This is a genomic window from Pseudomonas sp. DF11, from assembly GCF_058148565.1.
Map to the genome: position 1 here is coordinate 251,417 of NZ_JBYVYN010000005.1, position 25,869 is coordinate 277,285.

The 25,869-nt window shown below is 63.8% G+C and carries 14 protein-coding genes; 8 read left to right on the top strand and 6 right to left on the bottom strand.

All coding sequences use genetic code 11. From position 1 onward, the window contains the following. Positions 1–158 precede the first annotated feature (158 nt). Entirely contained in the window at positions 159–13,145 is a 12,987-nt protein-coding gene (locus AC30D9_RS17245; protein ID WP_490144442.1) for a non-ribosomal peptide synthetase, read from the top strand. 101 nt (positions 13,146–13,246) lie between these two features. Here the strand turns inward: AC30D9_RS17245 and AC30D9_RS17250 are convergent, their stop codons facing one another. After that, positions 13,247–13,507, bottom strand: a complete 261-nt coding sequence (locus tag AC30D9_RS17250) for a hypothetical protein (protein WP_134923415.1) — start codon at positions 13,505–13,507, stop codon at positions 13,247–13,249. A 171-nt stretch (positions 13,508–13,678) separates the two neighbouring features. Here AC30D9_RS17250 and AC30D9_RS17255 point away from each other — a divergent pair, with 171 nt between their 5' ends. Continuing rightward, positions 13,679–14,491 (top strand): alpha/beta fold hydrolase, encoded by an 813-nt coding sequence (locus AC30D9_RS17255; RefSeq protein ID WP_490144443.1) that lies wholly within the window; start codon positions 13,679–13,681, stop codon positions 14,489–14,491. Positions 14,492–14,660: 169 nt separating this feature from the next. On the opposite strand, the gene dsbG is transcribed toward AC30D9_RS17255, so the two are convergent. The 3 genes from dsbG to dsbD are packed head-to-tail and all read right to left on the bottom strand — an operon-like array spanning position 14,661 to position 18,000. Beyond that, positions 14,661–15,428, bottom strand: a complete 768-nt coding sequence (gene dsbG / locus AC30D9_RS17260) for a thiol:disulfide interchange protein DsbG (RefSeq protein WP_490144444.1) — start codon at positions 15,426–15,428, stop codon at positions 14,661–14,663. Continuing rightward, positions 15,404–16,273, bottom strand: a complete 870-nt coding sequence (locus AC30D9_RS17265) for a TlpA disulfide reductase family protein (protein ID WP_134923418.1) — start codon at positions 16,271–16,273, stop codon at positions 15,404–15,406. Before AC30D9_RS17265 ends, dsbG begins: the two co-directional genes overlap by 25 nt. Beyond that, positions 16,273–18,000 (bottom strand): protein-disulfide reductase DsbD, encoded by a 1,728-nt coding sequence (gene dsbD, locus AC30D9_RS17270; protein WP_490144445.1) that lies wholly within the window; start codon positions 17,998–18,000, stop codon positions 16,273–16,275. The genes AC30D9_RS17265 and dsbD overlap by 1 nt, the downstream gene beginning before the upstream one ends. 176 nt (positions 18,001–18,176) lie before the next feature. Between dsbD and AC30D9_RS17275 the strand changes: the two genes are divergently transcribed. From AC30D9_RS17275 to AC30D9_RS17295, 5 genes are all read left to right on the top strand, one after another. Further along, positions 18,177–18,857: a response regulator gene (locus tag AC30D9_RS17275; protein ID WP_092166779.1), complete on the top strand. Its 681-nt coding sequence runs from the start codon at positions 18,177–18,179 to the stop codon at positions 18,855–18,857. Next, complete coding sequence (locus AC30D9_RS17280) at positions 18,854–20,185, top strand: ATP-binding protein (RefSeq protein ID WP_490144446.1); 1,332 nt, start codon at positions 18,854–18,856, stop codon at positions 20,183–20,185. The genes AC30D9_RS17275 and AC30D9_RS17280 overlap by 4 nt, the downstream gene beginning before the upstream one ends. Before the next feature lie 271 nt (positions 20,186–20,456). Next, the gene (locus AC30D9_RS17285; protein WP_490144447.1) at positions 20,457–20,978 is read left to right on the top strand and encodes a GNAT family N-acetyltransferase; all 522 of its coding nucleotides are present in this window, start codon (positions 20,457–20,459) and stop codon (positions 20,976–20,978) included. Between the two features lie 92 nt (positions 20,979–21,070). After that, positions 21,071–22,483, top strand: coding sequence for an aspartate aminotransferase family protein (locus AC30D9_RS17290; RefSeq protein WP_490144448.1), 1,413 nt, complete (start codon positions 21,071–21,073; stop codon positions 22,481–22,483). An 84-nt stretch (positions 22,484–22,567) separates the two neighbouring features. Next, complete coding sequence (locus AC30D9_RS17295) at positions 22,568–22,795, top strand: MbtH family protein (protein WP_134923423.1); 228 nt, start codon at positions 22,568–22,570, stop codon at positions 22,793–22,795. Between the two features lie 187 nt (positions 22,796–22,982). Here the strand turns inward: AC30D9_RS17295 and AC30D9_RS17300 are convergent, their stop codons facing one another. After that, positions 22,983–23,879, bottom strand: a complete 897-nt coding sequence (locus AC30D9_RS17300) for a LysR family transcriptional regulator (RefSeq protein ID WP_134923424.1) — start codon at positions 23,877–23,879, stop codon at positions 22,983–22,985. Between the two features lie 103 nt (positions 23,880–23,982). Here AC30D9_RS17300 and AC30D9_RS17305 point away from each other — a divergent pair, with 103 nt between their 5' ends. Then, complete coding sequence (locus AC30D9_RS17305) at positions 23,983–24,828, top strand: type 1 glutamine amidotransferase domain-containing protein (RefSeq protein WP_490144449.1); 846 nt, start codon at positions 23,983–23,985, stop codon at positions 24,826–24,828. A 124-nt stretch (positions 24,829–24,952) separates the two neighbouring features. Here AC30D9_RS17305 and ppsR read toward each other — a convergent pair whose 3' ends face one another. Beyond that, positions 24,953–25,771, bottom strand: a complete 819-nt coding sequence (gene ppsR / locus AC30D9_RS17310) for a posphoenolpyruvate synthetase regulatory kinase/phosphorylase PpsR (protein WP_109751501.1) — start codon at positions 25,769–25,771, stop codon at positions 24,953–24,955. Positions 25,772–25,869 lie beyond the last annotated feature (98 nt).

The window sequence follows — 25,869 nt, forward strand, 5'->3', positions numbered from 1 at the left end:
AAGGTCCAGCCTCGGCACCGCGACCCATTGCCGCGGCGCATGGCGCTCGGATGCTTCGCCGCAGGCTTCGGTGAGAGGGCGCCCCGACTAATTATTTGCCGGGGCTATCCGTTCCCATGGGTGACAACTTGCAAGCCGAATTCAGGCAGGAAACCCCCATGACCGACGCGTTCGAACTCCCCCACACCCTGGCTCATGCCCTCCAGCGCCGCGCCGCGTTGACGCCGGACCGGGTGGCCTTGCGCTTCCTAGCCGACACCCCAGGGCAGGGTGTGGTGTTGAGTTATCGCGACCTGGACCTGCGTGCCCGAACCATCGCCGCCGCCTTGCAGGCCGAAGCGGCGCTGGGCGATCGCGCCGTGCTGCTGTTCCCCAGCGGCCCGGATTACGTCGCGGCGTTCTTCGGCTGCCTCTATGCCGGGGTGATTGCCGTGCCGGCTTATCCGCCGGAGTCCGCCCGTCGCCATCATCAGGAGCGTTTGCTGTCGATCATCCAAGACGCCGAACCGCGCCTGTTGCTCACCAGCAGCGATCTGCACGAGCCGTTGCAAGCCATCGAAGCGGCGCCACCAGTGTTATGCGTCGATACCCTCGACCCGGCCCGCGCCGGTCAATGGCGGATGCCGGTGCTGCGGGACGATGACATTGCCTTTTTGCAATACACCTCCGGCTCCACCGCATTGCCCAAGGGGGTGCAGGTCAGCCACGGCAACCTGGTAGCCAACGAATTGCTGATCCGCCACGGCTTCGGCATCGACCTGAATCCCGAGGACGTCATCGTCAGTTGGCTGCCGCTGTATCACGACATGGGCTTGATCGGCGGCTTGTTGCAGCCAGTGTTCAGCGGCGTTCCGTGCATATTGATGTCGCCGGCCTACTTCCTGGCCCGGCCCCTGCGCTGGCTCGAAGCGATCAGCGAATACGGTGGCACCATCAGCGGCGGCCCGGACTTCGCCTATCGATTGTGCAGCGAACGAGTCAGTGACTCGGCCCTCCAGCGTCTGGACCTGAGCGGCTGGCGCGTGGCCTATTCCGGCTCCGAGCCGATCCGCCTCGACACACTGGAGCGTTTTGCCGAGAAGTTCGCCCCATGCGGCTTCACGCCGGACAATTTCATGGCCTCCTACGGCCTGGCCGAAGCGACCTTGTTCGTCGCCGGCACGCCACGTTGCCAGGGCATTCCTTCGCTGCGGGTGGATGACGCGGCCTTGGCGCAAAACCGTGCCGAGCCGGGGCAGGGCAGTGCGGTGATGAGTTGTGGTGTCAGCCAGCCCGGGCACGCGGTGCTGATCGTCGAGCCGGCCACGTTGCAGCCGCTGGCCGACAATCAGGTCGGTGAAGTCTGGGCCGCCGGCCCGAGCATTGCCCTGGGCTATTGGCGCAACCCCGAAGCCAGTGCCAAGACCTTTGTCCAGCACGACGGTCGGACCTGGCTGCGCACCGGCGACCTGGGCTTCCTGCGCGACGGCGAGCTGTTCATCACCGGTCGCCTGAAAGACCTGCTGATCGTGCGAGGGCATAACCTTTATCCCCAAGACATCGAGCAAACCATCGAGCGCGAAGTGGAGGTGGTGCGCAAGGGGCGAGTGGCCGCGTTCGCGGTCAACGACAACGGTGAGGAAGGCATCGGCATCGCTGCGGAAATCAGCCGTAGCGTGCAGAAAATCCTGCCACCGGCAGCCTTGATCAAAGCCATTCGCCAGGCCGTGGCCGAGACCTGCCAGCAAGCCCCGAGCGTGGTGGCGCTGCTCAATCCCGGCGCGTTGCCCAAGACCTCCAGCGGCAAGCTGCAACGCTCGGCCTGCCGCACCCGACTGGCCGACGGCAGCTTGGACAGCTATGCACAGTTTCCGTCAGCCGACGTGGATGTGGCCGATGAACCTGCGCCGTCCTCTGAATTGCAAACCCTTATCGGCCAAGTCTGGCGTGAGCAATTGCAGATCGAGCGAGTCCAGGCTGATGACCATTTCTTCCTGCTGGGCGGTAACTCCATCGCTGCCACTCAGGTGATCGCATGCCTGAGCGAAACCTTGGGGCTGACGCTCAATTTGCGCCTGCTGTTCGAAGCTCCGACCCTGGCCGCGTTCACGGCAGCAGTGGCGAGCCAGCAACAGGACGGTGGCCAGGCCCAGGGCGCGATCAGCTCATTGCCGCGCCATGCGCCACTGCCGCAATCCCTGGCGCAGAACCGTCTGTGGATTACCTGGCAGCTTGATCCGGCGAGCCGCGCCTACAACATTCCCGGGGCCTTGCACCTGCGCGGCGAGCTGGACGAAGACGCGCTGCGCGCCAGTTTCCAGCGACTGATCGAGCGCCATGAGTCCCTGCGCACGCGCTTTCTGGAACGTGACGGCGTGGCTTTGCAACAGGTCGATCCGGCAGGCGAATTCAAGCTGCACGTAATCGACCTCGGTGACCTGCCTGCCGACTCGCGCGAAGCCCGGGCGCGGCAGATACGAGAAGACGAAGCGACCATGCCGTTCGATCTGGAGAAGGGGCCGCTGCTGCGGGTCAGCCTGTTGCGCCTCGACGAGGATGACCATCAGTTGCTGGTGACGTTGCACCACATCATCGCCGACGGCTGGTCGATGAATGTGTTGATCGAAGAGTTCTCCCGGTTGTACGCCGCTGCGTCCCAAGGCCAGGTCGCCGGGCTGGCGCCGTTGCCGTTGCAATACGCCGACTACGGCAGTTGGCAGCGCCAGTGGCTGGCCCAAGGGGAGGCCGAGCGCCAACTGACGTATTGGAAGCAACAACTGGGCGACGAACATCCGGCCCTGGCGCTGAGTACGGATCATCCCCGTAGCGCGCAACACCAGCGTAGCGCCGCACGCCATAGCCTGCGTCTGGATAAAAGTCTCAGTGATGCCCTGCGCCAAGTGGCACTAGCCCGTGACGCAACCCTATTCATGCTGTTGCTGGCAGCCTTCCAGGCGCTGTTGCAGCGTTACACCGGGCAATCCGATATTCGCATCGGTGTGCCCAACGCCAACCGTCCGCGCCTGGAGACCCAGGGGTTGATCGGTTTCTTCATCAACACCCAGGTCCTGCGCGGGCAGGTCGATTCACGTCAGCCGTTCGCTGCGCTGCTGGCCCAGGCCCGGGAAGCCACGCTCGGTGCCCAGGGCCACCAGGACCTGCCGTTCGAACAACTGCTCGAAGCGTTTCCCGAGGCGCGCGAGCAAGGTCTGTTCCAGGTGATGTTCAACCACCAGCAACGTGACCTGGGTGCGTTGCGGCGTCTGCCGGGGTTGCTGGCCGAGGAGTTGTCGTGGCACAGCCGCGAAGCCAAGTTCGATCTGCAACTGCACAGCGAAGAAGATCGCAACGGCCGGTTGACGCTGTCGTTCGATTACGCCGATGAATTGTTCGAGGCGACGACCATCGAGCGGCTGGCGGTGCATTACTGCAACCTGTTGCGGGCAGTCTGCGCGGATCCGCAGCAAGCCATCGGCGACCTGCCGTTATTGACCGCCGATGAACACAGCCAACAGCGGCAGTGGAGCGCGGCCCCCTGTGCGCCGGCCAGCCAATGGCTACCGGAGCTGTTGAACGAGCAGGTCCGCTGCACGCCGCAACGGATCGCCCTGCGTTGGGACGGTGGTCAACTCGAATATGCCGAGCTGCACGCCCAGGCCAATCGCCTGGCTCATTACCTGCGGGACAAGGGCGTTGGCCCGGACGTGTGCGTGGCGATTGCCGCCGAGCGCTCGCCGCAGTTGCTCATCGGTGTGCTGGCGATCATCAAGGCCGGTGGTGCCTACGTACCGTTGGATGCCGACTATCCGGCCGAGCGCCTGGCCTACATGCTGGCCGATAGCGGTGTCGATCTGCTGCTGACGCAAACCGCGTTGCTCGAACGCTTGCCGGCCTGCGAAGGCGTCAGTGTCATCGCCATGGATGCCTTGCATCTGGAGCAATGGCCGAGCAATCCGCCGGGCCTGCATCTGCACGGCGATCACCTGGCCTACGTGATCTACACCTCCGGTTCCACCGGCCAACCCAAAGGCGTCGGCAACACCCACGCGGCCCTGGCCGAGCGCCTGCAATGGATGCAGGCCACTTACGCGCTGGATGAAACCGACGTACTGATGCAAAAGGCACCGATCAGCTTCGACGTGTCGGTGTGGGAATGCTTCTGGCCGCTGATCACCGGCAGCCAATTGGTGCTGGCCGGCCCGGGTGAACACCGCGACCCGCACCGCATCGCCCAGTTGGTCCAGCAATTTGGCGTGACCACGCTGCACTTCGTGCCGCCGTTGCTCAACCTGTTTGTCGATGAGCCGCTGAGCGCCCGCTGCACCAGCCTGCGCCGGGTCTTCTCTGGCGGCGAAGCCTTGCCGGCCGAGTTGCGCAACCGGGTGTTGGCGCAACTGCCATCGGTGCAGTTGCACAACCGCTACGGCCCGACCGAAACCGCGATCAACGTCACCCATTGGCATTGCACCGAAGCCGATGGCGAGCGCTCGCCGATCGGTCGTCCGCTGGGCAACGTGCTGTGCCGGGTACTCGACAGTGAGCTCAATCCCGTGCCCGTCGGTGTGCCGGGGGAACTGTGCATCGGCGGCCTGGGCCTGGCCCGGGGTTACCTCGGTCGTCCGGGCCTGAGTGCCGAGCGTTTCGTCGCCGACCCATTGGGGTTGGCCGGTGCACGGGTGTACCGGACCGGTGACCGGGCTCGCTGGAATGCCCATGGGGTGATCGAATACCTCGGCCGCCTCGACCAGCAGGTCAAGCTACGCGGCTTCCGGGTCGAACCGCAGGAAATCGAGGCGCGCCTGCTGGCCCAGGCCGGCATCGCCCAGGTGGCGGTGCTGGTGTGCGACACCTCGGCCGGTCCGCAGTTGATCGGTTACTACACTGCCCCGGAGGTCGCTCAAGACCAGGACGAGTTGAACAGCCGGCTCAAGACCGCCCTGGCCGCCGAACTGCCGGACTACATGGTACCCGCCCAACTGCTGCGCCTGGACGCCATGCCCTTGAGCCCGAGCGGCAAGCTCGACCGTCGCGCCTTGCCCGAGCCGCGGTGGCAGGTGCGCGAACACGTCGAGCCGACCAACGCCCTGGAGCAGCAAATCGCCGGCATCTGGCGCGACGTGCTGGGGCTGGAGCGTATCGGCCTGCGGGACGATTTCTTTGCCCTCGGCGGCCATTCGCTGCTGGCGACCCAGATCATTTCCCGAACCCGCCAGGCCTGTGATGTCGAGCTGCCGTTGCGGGCGCTGTTCGAGGCCAGTGAACTGGGGGCGTTCGTCGAACAGGTGCGCTTGATCCAGGCCAGTGGCCAGACCAACCGCCAGCCGCCCATCGAGAAGGTCGACCGCAGCCAACCGGTGCCGCTGTCGTATTCCCAGCAGCGCATGTGGTTCCTCTGGCAGATGGAGCCGGATAGCCCGGCCTACAACGTTGGCGGCATGGCGCGCCTGCGTGGGGTGCTGGATGTCGGGCGTTTCGAGGCCGCGTTGCAGGCGTTGATCCTGCGCCACGAAACCCTGCGCACCACGTTCCCGAGCGTCGATGGCGTGGCCCGCCAGCAGGTGCACAGCGAGACAGGCCTGCGCATGGACTGGAAGGATTTCTCGATGCTGGCTGCTGACATCCGCGAACAGCGGGTCCAGCAATTGGCCGATAGCGAGGCTCATAAGCCCTTCGACCTGGAAACCGGGCCGCTGCTGCGAGCCTGCCTGGTCAAGACCGCCGAGCATGAGCATTACTTTGTGCTGACGTTGCACCACATCGTCACCGAAGGCTGGGCGATGGACATTTTCGCCCGTGAATTGAGCGCGCTGTACGAAGCCTTTATCGACGACCGCGAATCGCCGCTGGAACCCTTGCCGGTGCAGTACCTGGACTACAGCGTCTGGCAGCGCCAGTGGCTGGAGTCCGGTGAGCGTCAACGGCAACTGGACTACTGGACCGCGCAACTGGGTCGCGAACATCCGCTGCTGGAGCTGCCCGGCGACCGCCCGCGTCCGCCGGTGCAAAGCCATCGCGGCGAACTGTTGCGTTTCGACCTCAGCGATGACCTGGCCGCGCGGGTCCGCGCCTTCAATGCGCAACAGGGCCTGACCCTGTTCATGACCATGACCGCCGCCCTGGCCGTGCTGCTCTATCGCTACAGCGGCCAGACCGACCTGCGCATCGGCGCGCCGGTGGCCAACCGCATCCGCCCGGAAAGCGAAGGGCTGATCGGGGCGTTCCTCAACACCCAGGTGTTGCGTTGCCAGCTCGACGGGCAGATGTCGGTGGGCGAACTGTTCGAACAAGTGCGCCACACCGTCATCGAAGGCCAGTCCCACCAGGATTTGCCCTTCGATCATCTGGTGGAAGCCCTGCAACCGCCACGCAGCGCCGCCTATAACCCGCTGTTCCAAGTGATGTGCAACGTGCAGCGCTGGGAGTTCCAGCAGAGCCGCACGCTGGCCGGCATGACGGTTGAATACCTGGTCAACGACGCCCGCGCGACGAAGTTCGACCTCAACCTGGAAGTCACCGACCTCGACCAGCGCCTGGGTTGCTGCCTGACCTACAGCACCGACCTGTTCGACGAACCGCGCATCGCACGCATGGCCGGGCACTGGCGCAATCTGTTGGAAGCCTTGCTGGTCGATCCGAGCCGACGGCTGAGCGAGCTGCCATTGCTGGACGCTGGCGAACAGCAACGGATGCTCGATAGCCTGGGTGTCGAACCCGGTGAGCATCGCCTGGACCAATGCATTCACCCACTGTTCGACGAACAGGCCAATGCTCGACCCGACGCGCCGGCCCTGACGTTCGCTGGGCAGACCCTGACGTATGGGCAACTGAACAGCCGCGCCAATCGCCTGGCCTGGATGCTGCGTGAGCGAGGTGTCGGGCCGCAGGTGCGGGTCGGCCTGGCCCTGGAGCGCTCGCTGGAAATGGTCATCGGCCTGCTGGCGATCCTCAAGGCCGGCGGTGCCTACGTGCCGCTGGACCCGGAATATCCGTTGGACCGCCTGAGCTACATGATCGAGGACAGCGGCGTAGGCTTGCTGCTCAGTGACCGGGCGATGTTCCAGGCCCTCGGTGCGTTGCCTGAAGGTGTGGGTTGCTGGTGCCTGGAAGACGATTCGGCGGCCCTGGCACAATACCCGGATCACCCGTTGCCATTGATCAACCTGCCGCAGCACCAGGCGTACCTGATTTACACCTCTGGTTCCACCGGCAAGCCCAAGGGCGTGGTGGTGTCCCACGGTGAAATCGCCATGCATTGCCAGGCTGTGATCCAGCGCTTCGGCATGCGTCCCGACGATTGCGAGCTGCATTTCTATTCCATCAACTTCGACGCCGCCACCGAGCGCCTGCTGGTGCCGTTGCTCAGTGGTGCCCAGGTGGTGCTGCGGGCCCAAGGCCAATGGGACGCTGAGGAAATCTGCGGGCTGATTCGCCGGCATCGTGTCAACATTCTCGGTTTCACCCCCAGCTACGGCAGCCAGTTGGCGCAATGGTTGGCGACCCAAGGGCAAACCCTGCCGGTGCGCATGTGCATCACCGGCGGCGAAGCCCTGACTGGCGAACATCTGCAACGCATTCGCGCCGCGTTCAGCCCGAGCCTGTTCTTCAACGCCTATGGCCCGACCGAAACCGTGGTCATGCCGTTGGCGAGCCTGGCCCCGGAGCAGCTGGAGGAGGGCGCGGCCAGTGTGCCGATTGGCAGCGTGATCGGCGCCCGGGTGGCGTACATCCTCGATGCCGACCTGGCGCTGGTGCCGCAAGGTGCCACGGGTGAGCTGTACATCGGCGGCGCGGGATTGGCCCAGGGTTATCACCAGCGTCCGGATATGACCGCCGAGCGTTTCGTCGCCGACCCGTTCGGCGTCGCTGGCGGACGGCTCTATCGTACCGGCGACCTGGTGCGCCAGCGTGCCGACGGCCTGGTGGAATACCTCGGACGCATCGACCATCAGGTGAAAATCCGTGGTTTCCGCATCGAGCTGGGGGAAATCGAAAGCCGCCTGCTGGAACACGACGCCGTGCGCGAAGCCGTGGTGCTGGCCCTCGATGCACCGGGGGGTAAGCAATTGGCTGGTTACCTGGTGACCGACGTCGCCGAACAGGACACCGATCAACAAGCGGCCCTGCGCGAAGCACTGAAAAACCACCTCAAGGCCCAGTTGCCGGACTACATGGTGCCCACGCACCTGATCCTGCTGGCGAGCATGCTGCTGACCGCCAACGGCAAGCTTGACCGCCGCGCCTTGCCGATGCCCGATCCCGGACTCAATCGCCAACACTACGTGGCGCCGAGCAATGCCCTGGAACAGGCCCTGGCGACGATCTGGTGCGAGGTGCTGAACGTGGGGCAGGTGGGCCTCAACGATAACTTCTTCGAGCTGGGCGGCGATTCGATCCTGTCTATCCAGGTGGTCAGCCGCGCCCGGCAGCAAGGCCTTCATTTCACGCCCCGGGACTTGTTCCAGCACCAGACCGTACAGACCCTGGCCGCTGTTGCCACGCGCAGCCAGCAAGTGCACGCCGAGCAGGGCCTGTTGCAGGGTGAGTCGGGCTTGACGCCGATCCAGCACTGGTTCTTCGAGCGCCAGGTCCCCAACCGGCATCACTGGAACCAGGCGCTGGTGCTGGAGCCGACCACGGCCTTGGCGCCGCAACCGCTGGAACAGGCTTTGCGCACGGTCTTCCAGCACCACGATGCCTTGCGCCTGGGTTTCAGCGAAGCCGCCGGGCACTGGCGTGCCGAGCACCAGCCATTGTCTGACGCTGCGCTGTTGCAGCACGTGTCCGTAGACACCGTGCAGGCTTGTGAAGCGTTGTTTGCCGAGACGCAAAGCCGTTTCAATCTATTGACCGGGCCATTGCTGCGTGCAGTGCTGGCGCAGCTCCCTGATGGTCAGCAGCGGTTGCTGATCGTCATCCATCACCTGGTGGTGGACGGTGTGTCATGGCGGGTGCTGATGGACGATCTGCAAACCGTTTATCGTCAGCTCACCGCTGGGCAGGAGGCGCAACTACCGGCCAAGACCAGCTCACTGCGGGACTGGGCCGCGCGCTTGCAGGCTTACGCCGGCAGCGAATCCCTGCGTGAGGAGCTGGGTTGGTGGCAGGCTCAGTTGAAAGGCCCGCAGGTGACGCTGCCGTGCGCGAATCCCGACGGCGGGCTCCAGGAGCGTCACGGGCAAACCGTCAGCGTGCGCCTGGATGCCGAGCGTACCCGGCAACTGCTGCAACAGGCGCCGAGCGCCTACCGTACCCAGGTCAACGACCTGCTGCTTACCGCGTTGGCCCGGGTCCTGTGCCGTGGGAACGGCGATGCATCGGTCCTGGTCCAGCTCGAAGGCCATGGCCGTGAAGCGCTGTTCGACGACATCGACCTGACCCGCACCGTGGGCTGGTTCACCAGCGTCTATCCCGTGCGCCTGAGTCCAGCGGCCGAAGGCTTGAGTGACTCGATCAAGGCCATCAAGGAACAACTGCGCGCGGTGCCCCACAAGGGCCTCGGCCATGGCGTGCTGCGCTACCTGGCGGACGCGGCGACTCGTGAAGCGATGGCTGGCCTGCCGCAAGCGGCGATTACCTTCAACTACCTGGGCCAACTCGACCACACCCTGGGTCAAGCTGCGCTGTTCCAGCCGCTGGATGCGCCGTTGGGTGCGATCCACGACCCCGACGCGCCACTGCCCAATGAACTGAGCGTCGACAGCCAGGTCAGCGGTGGCGAGCTGGTGCTGCGCTGGACCTTCAGTGCCGAGCGCCATGATCGACAAGCCATTGCCACGTTGGCCGAAGCCTACCTCGACGAGCTGCAACGCCTGATCGAACACTGCCTGACGGACGAGGCAGGCGGGCTGACGCCATCGGACTTCCCCCTGGCGAAGCTGACCCAGGGCCAGCTCGACAGCCTGCCCGTACCGGCCGGGCAAATCGAAGATGTCTACCCGCTGACACCGATGCAGGAAGGCATGCTCCTGCACACTTTGCTGGAGCCGGGCACCGGCCTGTACTACATGCAGGACCGCTACCGCATCAACAGCGAACTGGACCCGCAGCGTTTTGCCCAGGCCTGGCAGGCAGTGATCGCCCGTCACGAAGCCTTGCGCGCATCGTTCTGCTGGAACGTCGGCGAAGACATGCTGCAAATCATCCACAAGCCCGGCCGTACGCCGGTGGATTACCTCGACTGGTGCGAGGTGCCCGAAGACCAGCAAGAAGCCAAGCTGCAAGCCTTGCTCAAGGACGAGCGCGAGGCCGGTTTCGATCTGTTGAACCAGGCACCGTTCCACCTGCGGCTGATCCGGGTCGGCGCGGCGCGCTACTGGTTCATGATGAGCAACCACCACATCCTGATCGATGCCTGGTGCCGTTCGCTGCTGATGGACGACTTCTTCGAGATTTACACCGCCCTGGGTGAGAACCGCGAACCACAGTTGGCCGTGCCGCCGCGTTATCGCGACTACATCGGTTGGCTGCAACACCAGAGCCTGGCCGAAGCCCGGCAGTGGTGGCAGCGCAACCTGCAAGGCTTCGAGCGGACCACGCCGATCCCCAGCGACCGGCCATTCCTGCGCGAGCACGCCGGTGACAGCGGCGGCATGATCGTCGGCGACTGCTACACCCGCCTCGATGCCCGGGATGGCGCGCGGCTGCGGGAACTGGCCCAGGCCCATCAACTGACGGTCAACACTTTCGCCCAGGCGGCGTGGGCCTTGGTGCTACGGCGAGTCAGCGGTGAGCGCGACGTGCTGTTCGGCGTCACCGTCGCCGGGCGTCCGGTGGAGTTGCCGCAGATGCAACGCACCGTGGGGCTGTTCATCAACAGCATTGCCTTGCGGGTGCAGATGCCGGAGGACGATCTGCGTTGCAGTGTGCGCCAGTGGCTCAGCACCTTGCTCGACAGCAACATGCAACTGCGCGAGTACGAATACCTGCCGTTGGTAAGCATCCAGGAGGTCAGCGAACTGCCCAAGGGCCAGCCGTTGTTCGACAGCCTGTTCGTGTTCGAGAACGCCCCGGTGGAAGTCTCGGTGCTGGACCGCGCCCAAAGCCTCAACGCCACCTCCGACTCGGGCCGCACCCACACCAACTTCCCGTTGACGGCGGTCTGCTATCCGGGGGATGACCTGGGGTTGCACCTTTCGTATGACCAGCGTTACTTCGATGAGGCCACCGTCCAGGGCTTGCTCGGCGAGTTCAAGCGCTTGCTACTGGCGCTGATGGAAGGTTTCCACGGTGACATGGCCGAGCTGCCGCTGATCGGTGCCGAAGAACAGGATTTCCTGATCGAAGGCTGCAACCAGAGCGAGCATGCCTATCCATTGGAGCAGAGTTACGTCGAGCTGTTCGAGGCCCGGGTGGCGGCCCATCCGCAACGCATCGCCGTCAGTTGCCTGGATACGAGCTACAGCTACGCCGAGTTGAATACCCGCAGCAACCGCCTCGGCCACGCCCTGATCGCTGCCGGCGTAGGCCTGGATCAGCCGGTGGCGCTGCTGGCCGAACGAGATGCAGACCTGCTGGGCATGATCATCGGCAGTTTCAAGGCTGGTGCCGGTTACCTGCCGCTGGATCCGGGGCTGCCGAGCCAGCGCCTGAGCCGCATCATCGAACTGAGCCGCACGCCGCTGTTGGTTTGCACCCAGGCCTGCCAGGCCCAGGCGCAGGACTTGCTGGACGCGTTCGCCTGTGCCGGGCGGCCGAAGTTGCTGGTGTGGGAAGCCATCCAGGCCAGCGCTGTGTCGCAGGAAAATCCCGGCGTCTACGGCGGGCCGGACAACCTCGCCTACGTGATCTACACCTCCGGCTCCACCGGCCTGCCCAAAGGCGTGATGGTGGAACAGCGGGGGATGCTCAACAACCAGCTCAGCAAAGTGCCATACCTGGCGCTGAGCGAGATGGATGTGATTGCCCAGACGGCGTCCCAGAGCTTCGATATCTCGGTGTGGCAGTTCCTGGCCGCGCCGTTGTTCGGCGCCCGGGTCGACATTGTGCCCAACGTCATCGCCCACGACCCGCAAGGGCTGCTGGAGCATGTGCAGCAGCAAGGCATTACCGTGCTGGAAAGCGTGCCATCGCTGATCCAGGGCATGCTCGCCCAGGAGCGCATCGGCCTGGATGGCCTGCGCTGGCTGCTGCCCACCGGCGAAGCGATGCCGCCGGAGCTGGCCCATCAGTGGCTGTTGCGTTATCCGGACATCGGCCTGGTGAACGCCTACGGTCCGGCGGAATGCTCCGATGACGTAGCGTTTTTCCGGGTCGACCTGGCATCGACCCGTGGCACTTACCTGCCGATTGGCACGCCCACCGACAACAATCGCCTGTATCTGCTCGATGGCGCGCTGGACCTGGTGCCGTTGGGCGCGGTGGGTGAGTTGTGCGTGGCCGGCACCGGGGTAGGGCGCGGTTATGTCAGCGATCCGTTGCGCACCGCCCCGGTGTTCGTGCCCAATCCTTTCGGCGCGCCGGGGGAGCGTTTGTACCGCACCGGCGACCTGGCGCGGCGGCGCCGCGACGGAGTCTTGGAGTACGTCGGGCGTATCGACCATCAGGTGAAAATTCGCGGCTACCGCATCGAACTGGGGGAAATCGAAGCGCGGTTGCATGAACAGCCGGAAGTACGCGATGGGGCGGTGGGCGTGCAGGAGGGCGCCAATGGCAAGCATCTGGTGGGTTATCTCGTTGCCACCGATTCGGCGCTGAAACCCGCCGAACGCCTGGAGCGTATCAAGCAGCGCCTGCGGGCCGAACTGCCGGAATACATGGTGCCGTTGCACTGGCTGTGGCTCGATCGCCTACCCCTCAACGCCAACGGCAAACTCGACCGCAAGGCCTTGCCGGCCCTGGAGATCGGCCAGTTGCAAAGCCAGGACTACCAGGCTCCCGGCAATGAGTTGGAACAGACCCTGGCGGACATCTGGGCCCAGGTGCTGAAAGTCGAGCGCGTGGGGGTGCGGGATAACTTCTTCGAGCTGGGCGGCCATTCCCTGTTGGCGACGCAAATCGCCTCGCGGGTGCAAAAGGCCCTGCAACGCAACGTGCCGCTGCGAGCGATGTTCGAATGCAGCACGGTGCAGGAGCTGGCCGAGTACATCGATGGGTTGGCGGCCAGTGAGATCACTGAGGAGAAGGTGGATCGGTTGAATGATTTGATGGCGCAATTGGAAGGATTGTAGTTCTGCGGCCTCTTATAGAGGCCTCATCGTGAGCAGGCTCGCCTCCACACTGGATCTGTGATCGACGCAAATCTGTGGGAGCGAGCTTGCTCGCGAAGGCGTCAGTGAGTTGAGCAACATGCTTCCGGCTTATTGATGAAGGTAACGCCAGACTCAAATGCGCCGATTTTTTGAAAGGTGTCGTTTACCGCATCCAGTAAACCAAATTGTTCCGGCGTTTGAGTGTTGTCATAAGCGGCCAGCAGCGCCTCGTAGAACTGAAGTTTTCCCTTGGCTCTTTGTCCGGAAGCTTTTGTGTTGAGTTTCGGCCTCAGGAGATCGGCCTGCTCCCGGGCGAATGCTTCAAGCTCGGTTTTTGTCATGGTGGCTCTCCATCCGTCGACTGTTGGGATTTCAAGCTATCGCCAGTCGTTGAGCAAATCTACTGTCAGACCTTACAGGTAAGTTGCGGTATGGATCCGGCGGTTGACGGCTGGCCGTGCACCGGGTCAGTCTGCCCAGGTTTTTTCATATTCAAAACAAGGAGGTCATCGATGCCTTTTTCAATGATTGACGGACAACCGCTTCACTACCTGGACCAAGGCCAGGGCTCGGTGGTGTTGCTGGGCAGCAGCTATCTGTGGGACCACACCATGTGGGCGCCGCAGATCGAGGTGTTGTCCCGGCATTATCGGGTCATTGCCCCGGATCTATGGGGGCACGGCCAGTCCGGGCAGTTGCCTGAGGGCATGACTTCCCTGGACGACCTGGCCCGCCAGGCATTGACGTTGATGGACCACCTGGATATCGACTGCTTCAACCTGGTCGGGCTGTCGGTGGGCGGGATGTGGGGCGCGCGGCTGGCGTTGGCCGCGCCTGAGCGCGTGCAGTCGCTGGTATTGATGGACACCTACGTCGGCGTCGAGCCAGAGCCGACCCGCCTTTATTATTTTTCACTGTTCGACAAGATCGAAGCCAGTGGCAGCATTCCCGAGCCGTTGCTGGACATCGTCGTGCCGATCTTCTTCCGGCCGGGTATCGACCCGCAGTCGGCGCTCTACCAGCAGTTGCGCACCGCATTGGCCGCACTGCCAGCCGACCGTCTGCGCGACAGCGTCGTACCATTGGGCCGGATTATTTTCGGTCGGGACGACATTCTGTCGCGCCTGCATGAACTGGATGCCAAGCGCACAACGGTGATGTTCGGCGACCAGGACAAACCGCGGCCACCGTCCGAGTCCCTGGAAATGGCCGAGCTGATCGGTTGCCCTCATATATCGATCCCGGAGGCGGGGCATATCTCCAACCTGGAGAACCCGGAGTTCGTGACCGAGGCATTGCTGGAGTTCCTGACGCGCAAGCACTGAAGTTGTGGCGAGGGGATTTAGCGAAACGTCTCACCGCCCCGCTGGGGCGCGAAGCGGCCCCAATGCTGGCGACTTGGTTTATCAGGTTTACCGAGGTGTCAGGTTTGTTTCGGGGCTGCTTCGCAGCCCAGCGGTGAAATCCCCTCGCTACAGGTGTTGGTCCAGGGCTTTATTTCGGCCCGAGAATCTTCACCAGTTTGTCCGGCGACGGCGCGCCTTGCTGCTGTTGCAGGTCGCCTTTTTCATCCAGATAGAAAATCGCCGGGGTGGCGGACAGTTCCAGCTCGTCCATCAACTGTTGGTTGGCGTCCAGTTTCGCCTGGATGGCGGGCGGTATGTTCTTGAGTGGTTTGAGCGGGCTGCCCTTGCCGGCTTTTTCATGCTCGGCCAGGGTTTTTTCCGGGTCCTGGGCCGCCAGCAAGGCGGCGGATTTGCCTGGGCTGTCTTCGCGGATGATGCCCACCATGATGTGCCGCAACTGCACCTTGCCGGCCTTGACCCAGGGCCGTGCCTGTTCCCAGAACATGTTGCAGTACGGGCAGTTCGGGTCGCTGAACAGGTACACCGTGCGCGGTGCGTCCTTGTTGCCGTCGGCGATCCAGTTACTCGCTTCCATCTTCGCCCAGATTTGCTTGGCCATCGGTGCATAGACCAGTTTTTGCAGCGGCTCGGCGCTCAGGTCCTTGCCGTCGGCGTCGTACAGGTTGCCCAACAGGACGTGCTGCCCATCCGGGGTCAGGTACAGCGCCATGCCTCGGTTCTGGTATTGCGCCGCGTAACCGCGCAACCCGTCCGGCGCCTCGAAGGTGCCGACGATTTTCGCGCCCTTGGCTTCGATCTTCTTGATGGCCGCAGGCAACTCTTCGGCCTGGAGCAACGGGGCCTGCGACAGGGTGGCGGCAACGGCCAGGGTCAGCAGGTGGCGGAGGCGGGGCATGGCGGTTTCCTTGTGGCGGAGTGGGGCGTCGCGGACGAGTCCGGCGTTTCGAAGTTTTCCAGGGCACGAGCCAGGCTCGCTTCCGACAATTCACCCAGGTGGCTGCCCAGCAGGCGGCCATCGGCGCTGTAGAACAGGGTAGTCGGCAGGGCCATGGAACCGACGGCCTGGCCGAGGCGGCCACTGCCATCGAACAGCACATTGGTCAGGCTCAAGCCCTGGGTGGCGAGATAGGTGCTGACGCTTTGCATGCTTTCGGCCTGATTGACGAACAGGAACGTCAGGTCCGGGCGCTGTTGCTGGGCTTCTTCCAGCACCGGCATTTCACGCCGGCAAGGCGGGCACCAGGTGGCCCAGAGATTGATCACCAAGGGGCCACCCTGATAATCGGTGAGCTTCACGGTCTCGCCGTCGGCGGTGCGCAGGTTGATGTCCGGCAGTCGGGTGCCTTGTTCATAAATCGTCAACGACAGGGTCGCCACCAGCCAGAACAGCAAACCGCTGCCGACGCCAAAACCCAACGGCCGGCGCAGGGCAGGGCGGTGCCGGGCCCACGACAAGGCGCCAATCAGCAGCGCCACGATGCCCGGCCAGGCCAGGAAGCCGCCGTCGCGCAGGTCGACGATCTGCCACGGATCGTCCCGGTAATGTTGCCAATAGGCGGCGACGAAACCGATCCGCGCCGCCAGCAGGCCCAGCAAAAACAGCACGAACAGCACCGACTCGGGGTTTTCGCCACCACGTTTGGCCACCCGCCAGCCCACGAAGGTCGCCAGCGCCAGGGCGCTGATCAGCAACAGGTGGTTAAGGGCGATGGCAAAGGTGCCCAAGGTGAACGTGAGCATCAGCGGTCGTCCCGGGTGAGGTTCCAGCGCTCCAGGAACACCTTGGCGTCGACTTCCCCGGTGATCCGCTGGCTGCGGCGCTCTGCACCGTCGACACCGATCCACAGCAGGCTCGGCGGCCCCGGCACCTGGTAACGGCCCAGCAGCTCGCGGCTGGCGGGGCTGTCGGCGGTGACGTCCAGGCGCACCAGGCGCACGCCTTTCAGGGCGTCCAGCACCTCGGCGCGGCCGAATACCTGTTTTTCCATGATCTTGCAAGACACGCACCAGTCGGCGTAGTAGTCCAGCAGTACCCATTGGCCCTGGGCCTTGGCGGCGTCCAGTTCCCGTTGCAGGGCGGCGGGCTCGCTGACCGTGACGAACGCGTCATGGGCGCTGACGGTCGCACTGCCCTTGGTGCCGGCATACACCTTCAGGGGTTGGAAAAAATCATCGCCACCACCCGCTGCGCCAATCACCAGCAGGCTGCCCCACAGGCCGAACAGCAGCGAAGCACTGCCGCAGACGTAGGCGATGCGACCGAACCCTTCGGTCTGGCGCCAGGCGCTGTAGGCGGCGATCAGCAACAGCACGCCCCACAGGCCGACCCACAGCGAGCCGTCAAGAATCGGGCGAATCATCAGCAGCGCCGTACCCAGGAACAGGAAGCCGAACACGCCCTTGAGCAGGTTCATCCAGGCGCCGGGCTTGGGCAGGAAGCGGTTGCCCACGGTCACCAGCAGCAACAGCGGCAGGCCCATGCCGATGCCCATGGTGAACAGGATCAGCCCGCCGTGCAGTGCATTGCCGCTCTGGGCGATATACAGCAGCGCGCCGGCCAGCGGAGCGGTCATGCACGGGCCCACCAACAGGCCCGACAGCGCTCCGAGAATGCCAGCGCCCACCAGGCTGCCGCCGCGCCGCTGGCGTCCGGCGTTTTCCAGGCGGTCACGCAAGGCCGCCGGCAATTGCAATTCGAAAAAGCCGAACATGGGCAACGCCAGCACCACGAATACAGCCGCGAAGCTGCCCAGCAGCCACGGTTGTTGCAGCAGCGCCTGAAGGTTGGCCCCCAGCAGCGCGGCGAGCACGCCCATGGCGGCATACACCAGGGCCATGCTGATCACGTAGCTGCCGGCCAAGGCCAGGCCGCGCCGGGGCCCGGCGCCGCTGCCTACCACCAGCCCGGCCAGGATCGGCAGCATTGGCAGCGAACAGGGCGTGAACGCCAGCAGCAGGCCCAGGCCGAAGAACACCAGCAGGCTCCAGCCTAACGCCCGTTGTTGCAGGCCGCTGGCCAGGGCCTGGTCCGGCGCCTCGCCAGTGGCTGCCACAGGTGCGCTGCCACCCAGGTCTACCACCTGGGTTTGGGGGGGATAGCACAGGCCCGCGTCGGCGCAGCCCTGGAAGCCAACCTTGATCTTGCCCGTGACACCGGCGGGTATCTTCAGCTCCAGTGCCTGGCGGTAGACTTGCTGGTCGCCGAAAAACTCGTCGCTGTGGGCCTCGCCCTCCGGCAATTTCGGTTTCTGGGTTTCGGCCAGGCCATCGAACTTGAGCCGCTGCTGATACAGGTAGTATCCATCGGCGATTTGCCAGAACAGCTGGGTTTCACCGGAATCCAGGCGTTCGGAGGTAAACACGAATGCCTTTTCCACCGGCAGGAAGTCCGGTTTGGTTTCGAAGGGATTGGCGGCCTGGGCCAGGCCCGAGATCAGGAACAGCCACAGCAAAAACAATCGACGCATGGATAAAGCCTTAGAACGAAGCAAGTGGAAAACACAATGGCGGCTGGCGATTAACCGTCGATTAACCCGACGACGACCGGCAGGTAGCGATGATCGCCCATGTTTGCCGTACTCGTCGCATAATGTCGGCTTAATCGGCCGGCGGCCTAATGTACCTTTTTCCACGGGGCTTACCCATGCGCGTACTGGTTTGCGAAGACGATGAGTTGATTGCCAGCGGGATCGTTGCCGGCCTTACGGCGCAGGGCCTGACTGTCGAACACGTCGCCACCGCATCGGCGGCGCGGGCGATGGTCGGCGTGGCGGAGTTTGATGTCATGGTGCTGGACCTGGGCCTGCCCGACGAGGATGGTCTCAAGCTGCTCAGGCAACTGCGCCAGCAGGGGCTGGAGACACCGGTGCTGATCCTCACCGCCCGGGACTCGGTGACCGACCGGGTCGACGGCTTGCAGGCCGGCGCCGACGACTATCTGCTCAAGCCTTTCGACCTGCGCGAACTGGCGGCGCGCCTGCACACGTTGCTGCGGCGCGTGGCGGGGCGCAGCGTCAACCTGATCGAGCACGGTCGCCTGACCTACGACCCCAGCAGCCGGGAAACCACCCTGGACGGCCAACCGGTGGATCTGTCCCGGCGCGAGCAATCGCTGTTGCAGGCACTGCTGCACAGTCGTGGCCGGGTCCTGTCCACCGAGCAACTCAAGGACAGTGTCTACGGGTTCAACGACGAACTGGAAAGCAACGCCCTCAATGTCCATATCCATCACCTGCGGCGCAAGTTGGGTAACGGGATTGTCGAGACCGTGCGCGGCCTGGGCTATCGCCTGGGGCCGGCCGACGGTGGAGAGTCCTCCAAGTGATGAGCCTGCGACTGCGCCTGAGCCTGACCCTCGGCGCGGCCTTTGCCTTGATCTGGGCGCTGGCTGCGGCGTGGATGCTCAGCGACCTGCGCAACCAGATGATGTTTTCCCTCGATCAACGCCTGGTGGCCTCGGCGCGGATGGTCGCCGGGTTGCTGGAGCAGATGCCGCCGTTGCCCAGCAAGGGCGACGGCACGCATTTGAGCTCCGAGCAATTGAGCATTCCCGGCGGCATGGCCTGCCAGGTCAGCTCCTTGCGCGGGGAGATTCTGGCCCGCAGCCATGGCACCCCGGAACAGGCCCTGGAAGCCGAGAAGATGGGCTTTCACGACCAGATGATCGACGGCGCGCCCTGGCGCAGCTTCACCCTGGCCCGGGGCGATCTGCGTATCACCACCGCCGACCGCCAGATCGAACGCGAAGCCTTGAACATGTCCATACTGCTGGCCGCCTCAGTGCCGGTGGGCGTGGCGTTGCTCGGTTGCCTGTGCTTGCTTTGGCTGGGCATTGGCCAGGGCCTGGCGCCGCTCAATCGCATGCGCGATGCGTTGATGCGGCGCAATGCCGATTCACTGGAACCCTTGCAGATCCATCCGCTGCCCAGTGAATTGCGACCGTTGTTGGAAACCCAGAACCAATTGTTCCAGCGCATCGGCAAGACCATCGAGCGCGAGCGCCGGCTGACCGGCGATGCGGCCCATGAACTGCGCAGTCCGCTGACCGCCATCAAGACCCACCTGCAAGTGGCGCGCATGACCGAGGGTGTCGCCCGCGACCAATCCCTGGCCCGGGCCGAGGAGGGCGCCGACCGCTTGCACCGCACGCTCGAACAATTGTTGCTGCTGGCCCGGGTCGAAGGCAGCCTGTCGTTCGACGATGGTGTGCACTGCAACGCCGAACAGGTCGCGCGGTTGGCGATCCAGGACGCGGCCAGCAGTGATTCCCGGCGAATCAAGCTGCACCTTTCCCCGGGGTTGTCCGACGCGCCGGTACAGATGCCGGCGGTGCTGTCCATCGCCGCCTTGCGCAACCTGCTGGATAACGCCTTGCGTCATACCCCGGTCGATACCGACGTGGAATTGAGCCTGGAGATGATCGGCCAGCGCGTGCGCTTTCAGGTCAGAGATCATGGCCCCGGCATCGCCGCCGACGACATCCAGCACCTGACCCAACGCTTCTGGCGCAACGGCCAGAGCACCGGCTGCGGTCTGGGGTTGGCGATCGTCCAGGCCATCGTCCAGCGTTGCGGCTGCGGCCTGCATTTCGATAGTCGCCCGGATGGGTTGCGGGTCGAGCTGACGATGCCGGTGCAGATAATGCCCGGCTAGATGGATGCATTGTGGCGAGGGGATTTATCCCCGTTGGTCTGCGAAGCAGCCTCCTCGAGAGGACACCTCAATTAATCTGACACAGCGGGTTCGCAGCTTTTGGGGCTGCTGTGCAGCCCAGCGGGGATAAATCCCCTCGCCACAGGTTCAGGCAAATCCTGAGGGCAGTGCACTTGCGTACATCTGTTGTAACGACCTGCCATTGGCGCGCCCACCTGATCCGGGTCTATGTTTTTTTCAGCTCGACTCAAGGACTGAGGAAAACCGCGCCATGGATACCTTCATCGAAATCTGCACGGCCACGCCCAGTGATGCCGGCATCATCTGCCGGATCGCCGAGCGCTCCATCCGGGTCGGGTGTGCCGCCGAACACCGTAACGACCCCGGCATCGTGGCTGCCTGGGTACGCAACAACACCTTCGCTCATATCCCCCCCTGGCTGGCCGACCCACGGTTGCGCCTGACCGTGGCGCGCTTGCAGGGACGGCCGGTGGGTGTCGCCATGGCTTCGGTCAGCGGCCGGATCGCCTTCTGCTACGTGCAGCCGGAATCTTTTCGCCGTGGTGTCGGTGAGGCGCTGGTGCGGGACATCGAGGCGTGGCTGCGCGGGCGTGGGGTATCCCGGGTGCGCCTCAACAGCACGCGTACCAGCCATGCCTTCTATCGACGCCTGGGGTTCGAGCAGAGCTCGGACGCCTTCGCCATCGGCGGGGTCAAGGCCATTGCGATGCACAAGCCATTGATCGCGCCGACGGCGAAAGTTCTGGCCGAGAGTAAATCCCTTCGCGGCTGATGCGTTTCCACAACAGGAAACCTGCACGTGCGCCCCGACCGGATGCGCACCTGCCCGGTGTGTCGTTTGGGTCACTATTGCGGGGTCGAGAGATGTCAGTCGCCAACAGCCTTATCGAAGCACAGCCGGCCCGGGTCAGCCCGGCGCCGGCCGAGACGCTCTACCAGTTCAATGAGTCGCCGCTGCTGGCTCGCCAGAGTCGACAGGAGTCCAATGCCCGCAGTTATCCACGGCGCATTCCCCTGGCCCTCAAGCGCGCCAAGGGGTTGTATGTCGAGGACGTCGAGGGCCGCACCTTCATCGATTGCCTGGCCGGTGCCGGCACACTGGCGCTGGGGCATAACCACCCGGTGGTGATCGAGGCGATCCAGCAGGTGCTGGCCGACGAGCTGCCCTTGCATACCCTGGACCTGACCACGCCGGTCAAGGACCGTTTCGTCCAGGACCTGTTCGGCCTGTTGCCGGCGGAATTGGCCGCCGAGGCGAAGATCCAGTTCTGCGGCCCCACCGGCACCGATGCCGTGGAAGCGGCGCTCAAGCTGGTGCGCACCGCCACCGGGCGCAGCACCGTGCTGTCGTTCCAGGGCGGTTATCACGGCATGAGCCAGGGGGCATTGAGCCTGATGGGCAGCCTCGGGCCGAAGAAACCCCTGGGCGCCTTGCTCAGCAGCGGCGTGCAGTTCATGCCATACCCCTACGATTACCGCTGCCCGTTCGGGCTGGGCGGTATGGAGGGCGTGAAGGCCAATCTGCATTACCTGGAAAACCTGCTGAATGACCCCGAGGCTGGCGTGCAATTGCCGGCGGCGGTGATCGTCGAGGTGGTGCAGGGCGAGGGCGGGGTGATTCCGGCTGATCTGGATTGGCTGCGTGGCTTGCGGCGGATCACCGAGCAGGCGGGAGTGGCGTTGATCGTCGACGAAATCCAGAGCGGCTTTGGCCGTACCGGCAAAATGTTTGCGTTCGAGCATGCCGGGATCATCCCGGACGTGGTCGTGCTGTCCAAGGCCATCGGCGGCAGCCTGCCGCTGGCGGTGGTGGTTTATCGCGACTGGCTCGACACCTGGCTGCCGGGCGCCCATGCCGGGACCTTCCGTGGCAATCAAATGGCCATGGCCGCTGGCTCTGCGGTAATGCGTTATCTGCTGGAGCACAACCTGCCGGCTCACGCTGCCGCCATGGGCGAGCGCCTGAGCGAGCACCTGCACATCCTGCAGCGGGATTTCCCGCAGTTGGGCGATATCCGCGGTCGCGGGCTGATGCTCGGAGTCGAACTGGTGGACCCCGCGGGTAAGCCGGATGCCCTGGGTCATCCGCCGGTGCACGCACGACTGGCGCCCCGGCTGCAGCGTGAATGCCTCAAGCGTGGGTTGATCCTGGAGTTGGGCGGTCGGCAGGGCGGCGTGGTGCGGTTCCTGCCGCCACTGATCATCACGGCAGCGGAAATCGACCGGGTCGCCGAGATTTTCGGACGCGCCTTGAAGGCTGCCGTCGCCGATGCCTAATTTTCACCTGGCCCCGTACGTTCCTTTCATATCCCGGCTGCGCATACGACGTAGCGAACCTCGAGCAACGATGGAGAAACACCCATGACTTCAGTATTCGACCGCGAGGACATCGTCTTTCAGGTCGTGGTCAACCACGAAGAACAGTATTCGATCTGGCCAGACTACAAGGCCGTCCCCGAAGGCTGGCGTACCGTCGGCAAAAGCGGATTCAAGAAAGACTGCCTGGCCTACATCGAAGAAGTCTGGACCGACATGCGCCCGTTGAGCCTGCGCAAGAAGATGGAAGAGCAGGCGGCTGCGGTTCATTGAATGTAGAACCTGTGGCAGCAAGGAAGCTTTCCACAGGATGGCTGCGGGAGGATGCAAATCCTGCAGTCACATCGGAATCCATGTGGGAGCGGGCTTGCTCGCGATGGCGGCGGATCAGCAACATCGATGCCGGCTGACACGCCGCCATCGCGAGCAAGCTCGCACAGGGACCGGCCGGCGTTACCAGCTATTGCCCGATCAAAAAATCAATCAACGCCCGCGCCGCCGCCGGCAATTGTCGATGGGGTGGGTAAATGATTGAAAACGGACGGCTGCGTCCGCCAACGTCCTCCAGCAACGCCACCAGCTCCCCTCGCTCGATTCGTTCCCGGACGATGAAATCATAGGTCTGGCAGATCCCCATCCCGGCCTGGGCCAGGGACACGATACCCAGCACATCGTCGGACACCTGGACATTGCCCGCCGGCAGCCATTCCCGATCTTCATGGTTTATGCGAAACAGCCAGGGTGCGATGCGTCCGCTGCTGGGCATCACGAAGGGCAGGCAGGCGTGGGTGGCCAGTTCGTCGAGGTGCCGGGGCGTTCCGGCGCGTTCCAGGTATTGCGGCGCGGCTACCAGGCAAAGGCGGGCGTCTTCGAGCTTGCGGCCGACCAGTCCGCTGTCCGGCAGCGGCCCAAGACGGATCGCCAAGTCATACCCCTCAGCCACCAGATCGACATTGCGGTTGGTAATGCTCAGCTCGACCCGCACCTGTGGAAAAGCCTGGCCGAAGCGCGACAGCAGCGATGGCAAGCGGTAATGGCCGTAGGTGGTCGGCACGCTCAGGCGCACGCGACCGGACAGGACGCCGTCCTGGCCCTGGATGCGCCGCTCGGCATCGTCAATCAGGGCAAAGGCCGAGCGCGACTGTTCCAGGTACAAGGCACCGGCATCGGTCAGGTTCAGCCGCCGGGTCGTGCGTCGTAGCAGTTGCACCCCGAGCCGGGCTTCGAGGCGGGAGATGGCGCGGCTCAGGACCGAAGGCGTGGTCCCCAGCGCCACCGCTCCGGCACTGAGGGTGCCTTTTTCCACGACCGTGACGAAGGCTTCCACGTCGGCCAGGTAATCGAATCGACGGGGCATTATTGCCTCCAGGGGCCAGGTGATGTTCCGAGGCGCCAGTTTATCGCCGGTAAGCGCATCAATACAGTGAGCGCATCTTTTATCGAAGCGTCCTGGAGTCATCATGAAAAAGCTCACGACCCTGGCAACATCTGTTGTTCTGGCAGGCATCAGTGTCGCGGCCCATGCCGATAACGTGCTGGTGGTCCTGTCCGATTCCGATCATCTGGATCTGAAAAATGGCAAGGTCTTCTCCACCGGGTTTTACCTCAACGAATTGCTGCAACCGGTGAAACTGTTGCTGGATGCCGGTCATCAGGTGACATTCGCGACGCCCGAGGGCAAGGCGCCGACGCTGGATCGGTCCTCGGTGGACAAGATGTACTTCAATAACGACTCGGCGGAACTGGAGCGCTACCAGGCGTTGCTGGCGCAGTTGAACATCACGTCGACCAAGAACTCACCGGTGATCAGCCTGGCCCGTGCCGAGCAGATTGGCCTGGAGCAGTTCGACGCCCTATACATCCCCGGCGGGCATGCACCGATGCAGGATTTGCTCACGAGCGCATCGCTGGGGCGGGTGCTGACGCACTTCCATGCCCAGGGCAAGACCACCGCGCTGGTTTGCCACGGGCCGATAGCGTTGCTGTCGACCCTGGCCGACGCCAAGGGCTTCACTGGTCAGTTGGCCGCCAATGGCCAGGCCTCGGCCCAGGCCGACTGGATCTACGCGGGGTACAAGATGACGGTGATCAGCAATCAGGAAGAAGAGTTGGCCAAGGGGTTGCTGGGCGGCGGGAGCATGAAGTTCTATCCGCAAACCGCGTTGGAGCAGGCGGGTGGGCACTACAGCAGCAACACCTCGCCGTGGACGTCCCATGTGGTGATCGATCGTGAATTGATCACGGGACAGAACCCGGCGTCGGCGCTGGAGGTGGGGCAGGCGTTGGTCAAGCGGTTGAAGCGCTGACCAGGAACGCCACAGGTTCTTCTGTGGGAGCGAGCCTGCTCGCGATTGTGGTGGATCAGCAACATTGATGCCGGCTGACACTGCGCAATCGCGAGCAAGCTCGCTCCCACAGGGACTCTCCGGTTTACTTGAACCGCCGCTCCACCCCTTTCTCCACCAGGATCTTCGCCGAAATCTCTTCCACGGAAAAATGCGTGGAATTGATATGGGGAATGTTCTCCCGCCGGAACAGGTTTTCCACCTCGCGCACTTCGAATTCGCACTGGGCATAGCTCGAATAGCGGCTGTTGGGCTTGCGCTCGTTGCGGATCGCGGTGAGGCGGTCCGGGTCGATGGTCAGGCCGAACAACTTGTGCTGATGGGCGCGCAGGGCGCTGGGCAGTTGCAGGCGCTCCATGTCGTCTTCGGTGAGCGGATAGTTGGCCGCGCGGATGCCGAATTGCATCGCCATGTACAGGCACGTCGGTGTCTTACCACAGCGCGACACGCCCACTAGGATCAGGTCGGCCTTGTCGTAATAATGCGTGCGTGCGCCGTCATCATTGTCCAGCGCGAAATTGACCGCCTCGATCCGCTCCATGTAATTGGAGTTGTGGCCAATGGAATGGGACTTGCCGACCGAGTAGGACGAATGCTCGCTCAGTTCCTGTTCCAGGGGGGCCAGGAAGGTGGAAAAAATGTCGATCATGAAACCATTGGACGTTGCGAGAATCTCACGGATGTCCTGATTGACGATGGTATCGAAGATGATCGGGCGAAAACCGTCGTTTTCGGCGGCTTTATTGATTTGCTGTACCATGGCCCGCGCCTTGTCGACGTTGTCGATGTACGGACGTGTCACTTTGGTGAAGGTAATGTTTTCGAATTGCGCCAACAGGCTTTGACCTAGCGTTTCGGCCGTGATGCCGGTGCCGTCGGAGATAAAGAAAGCAGATCGTTTCATTTGCGCCTTGGGCCTTAAGCTAGTGAGCTAGTGACGATTCTTGGATATGATAGGCGCGATTTGCCGGCCGCCAGTGGCCCGCATTCTCACTTATTTTC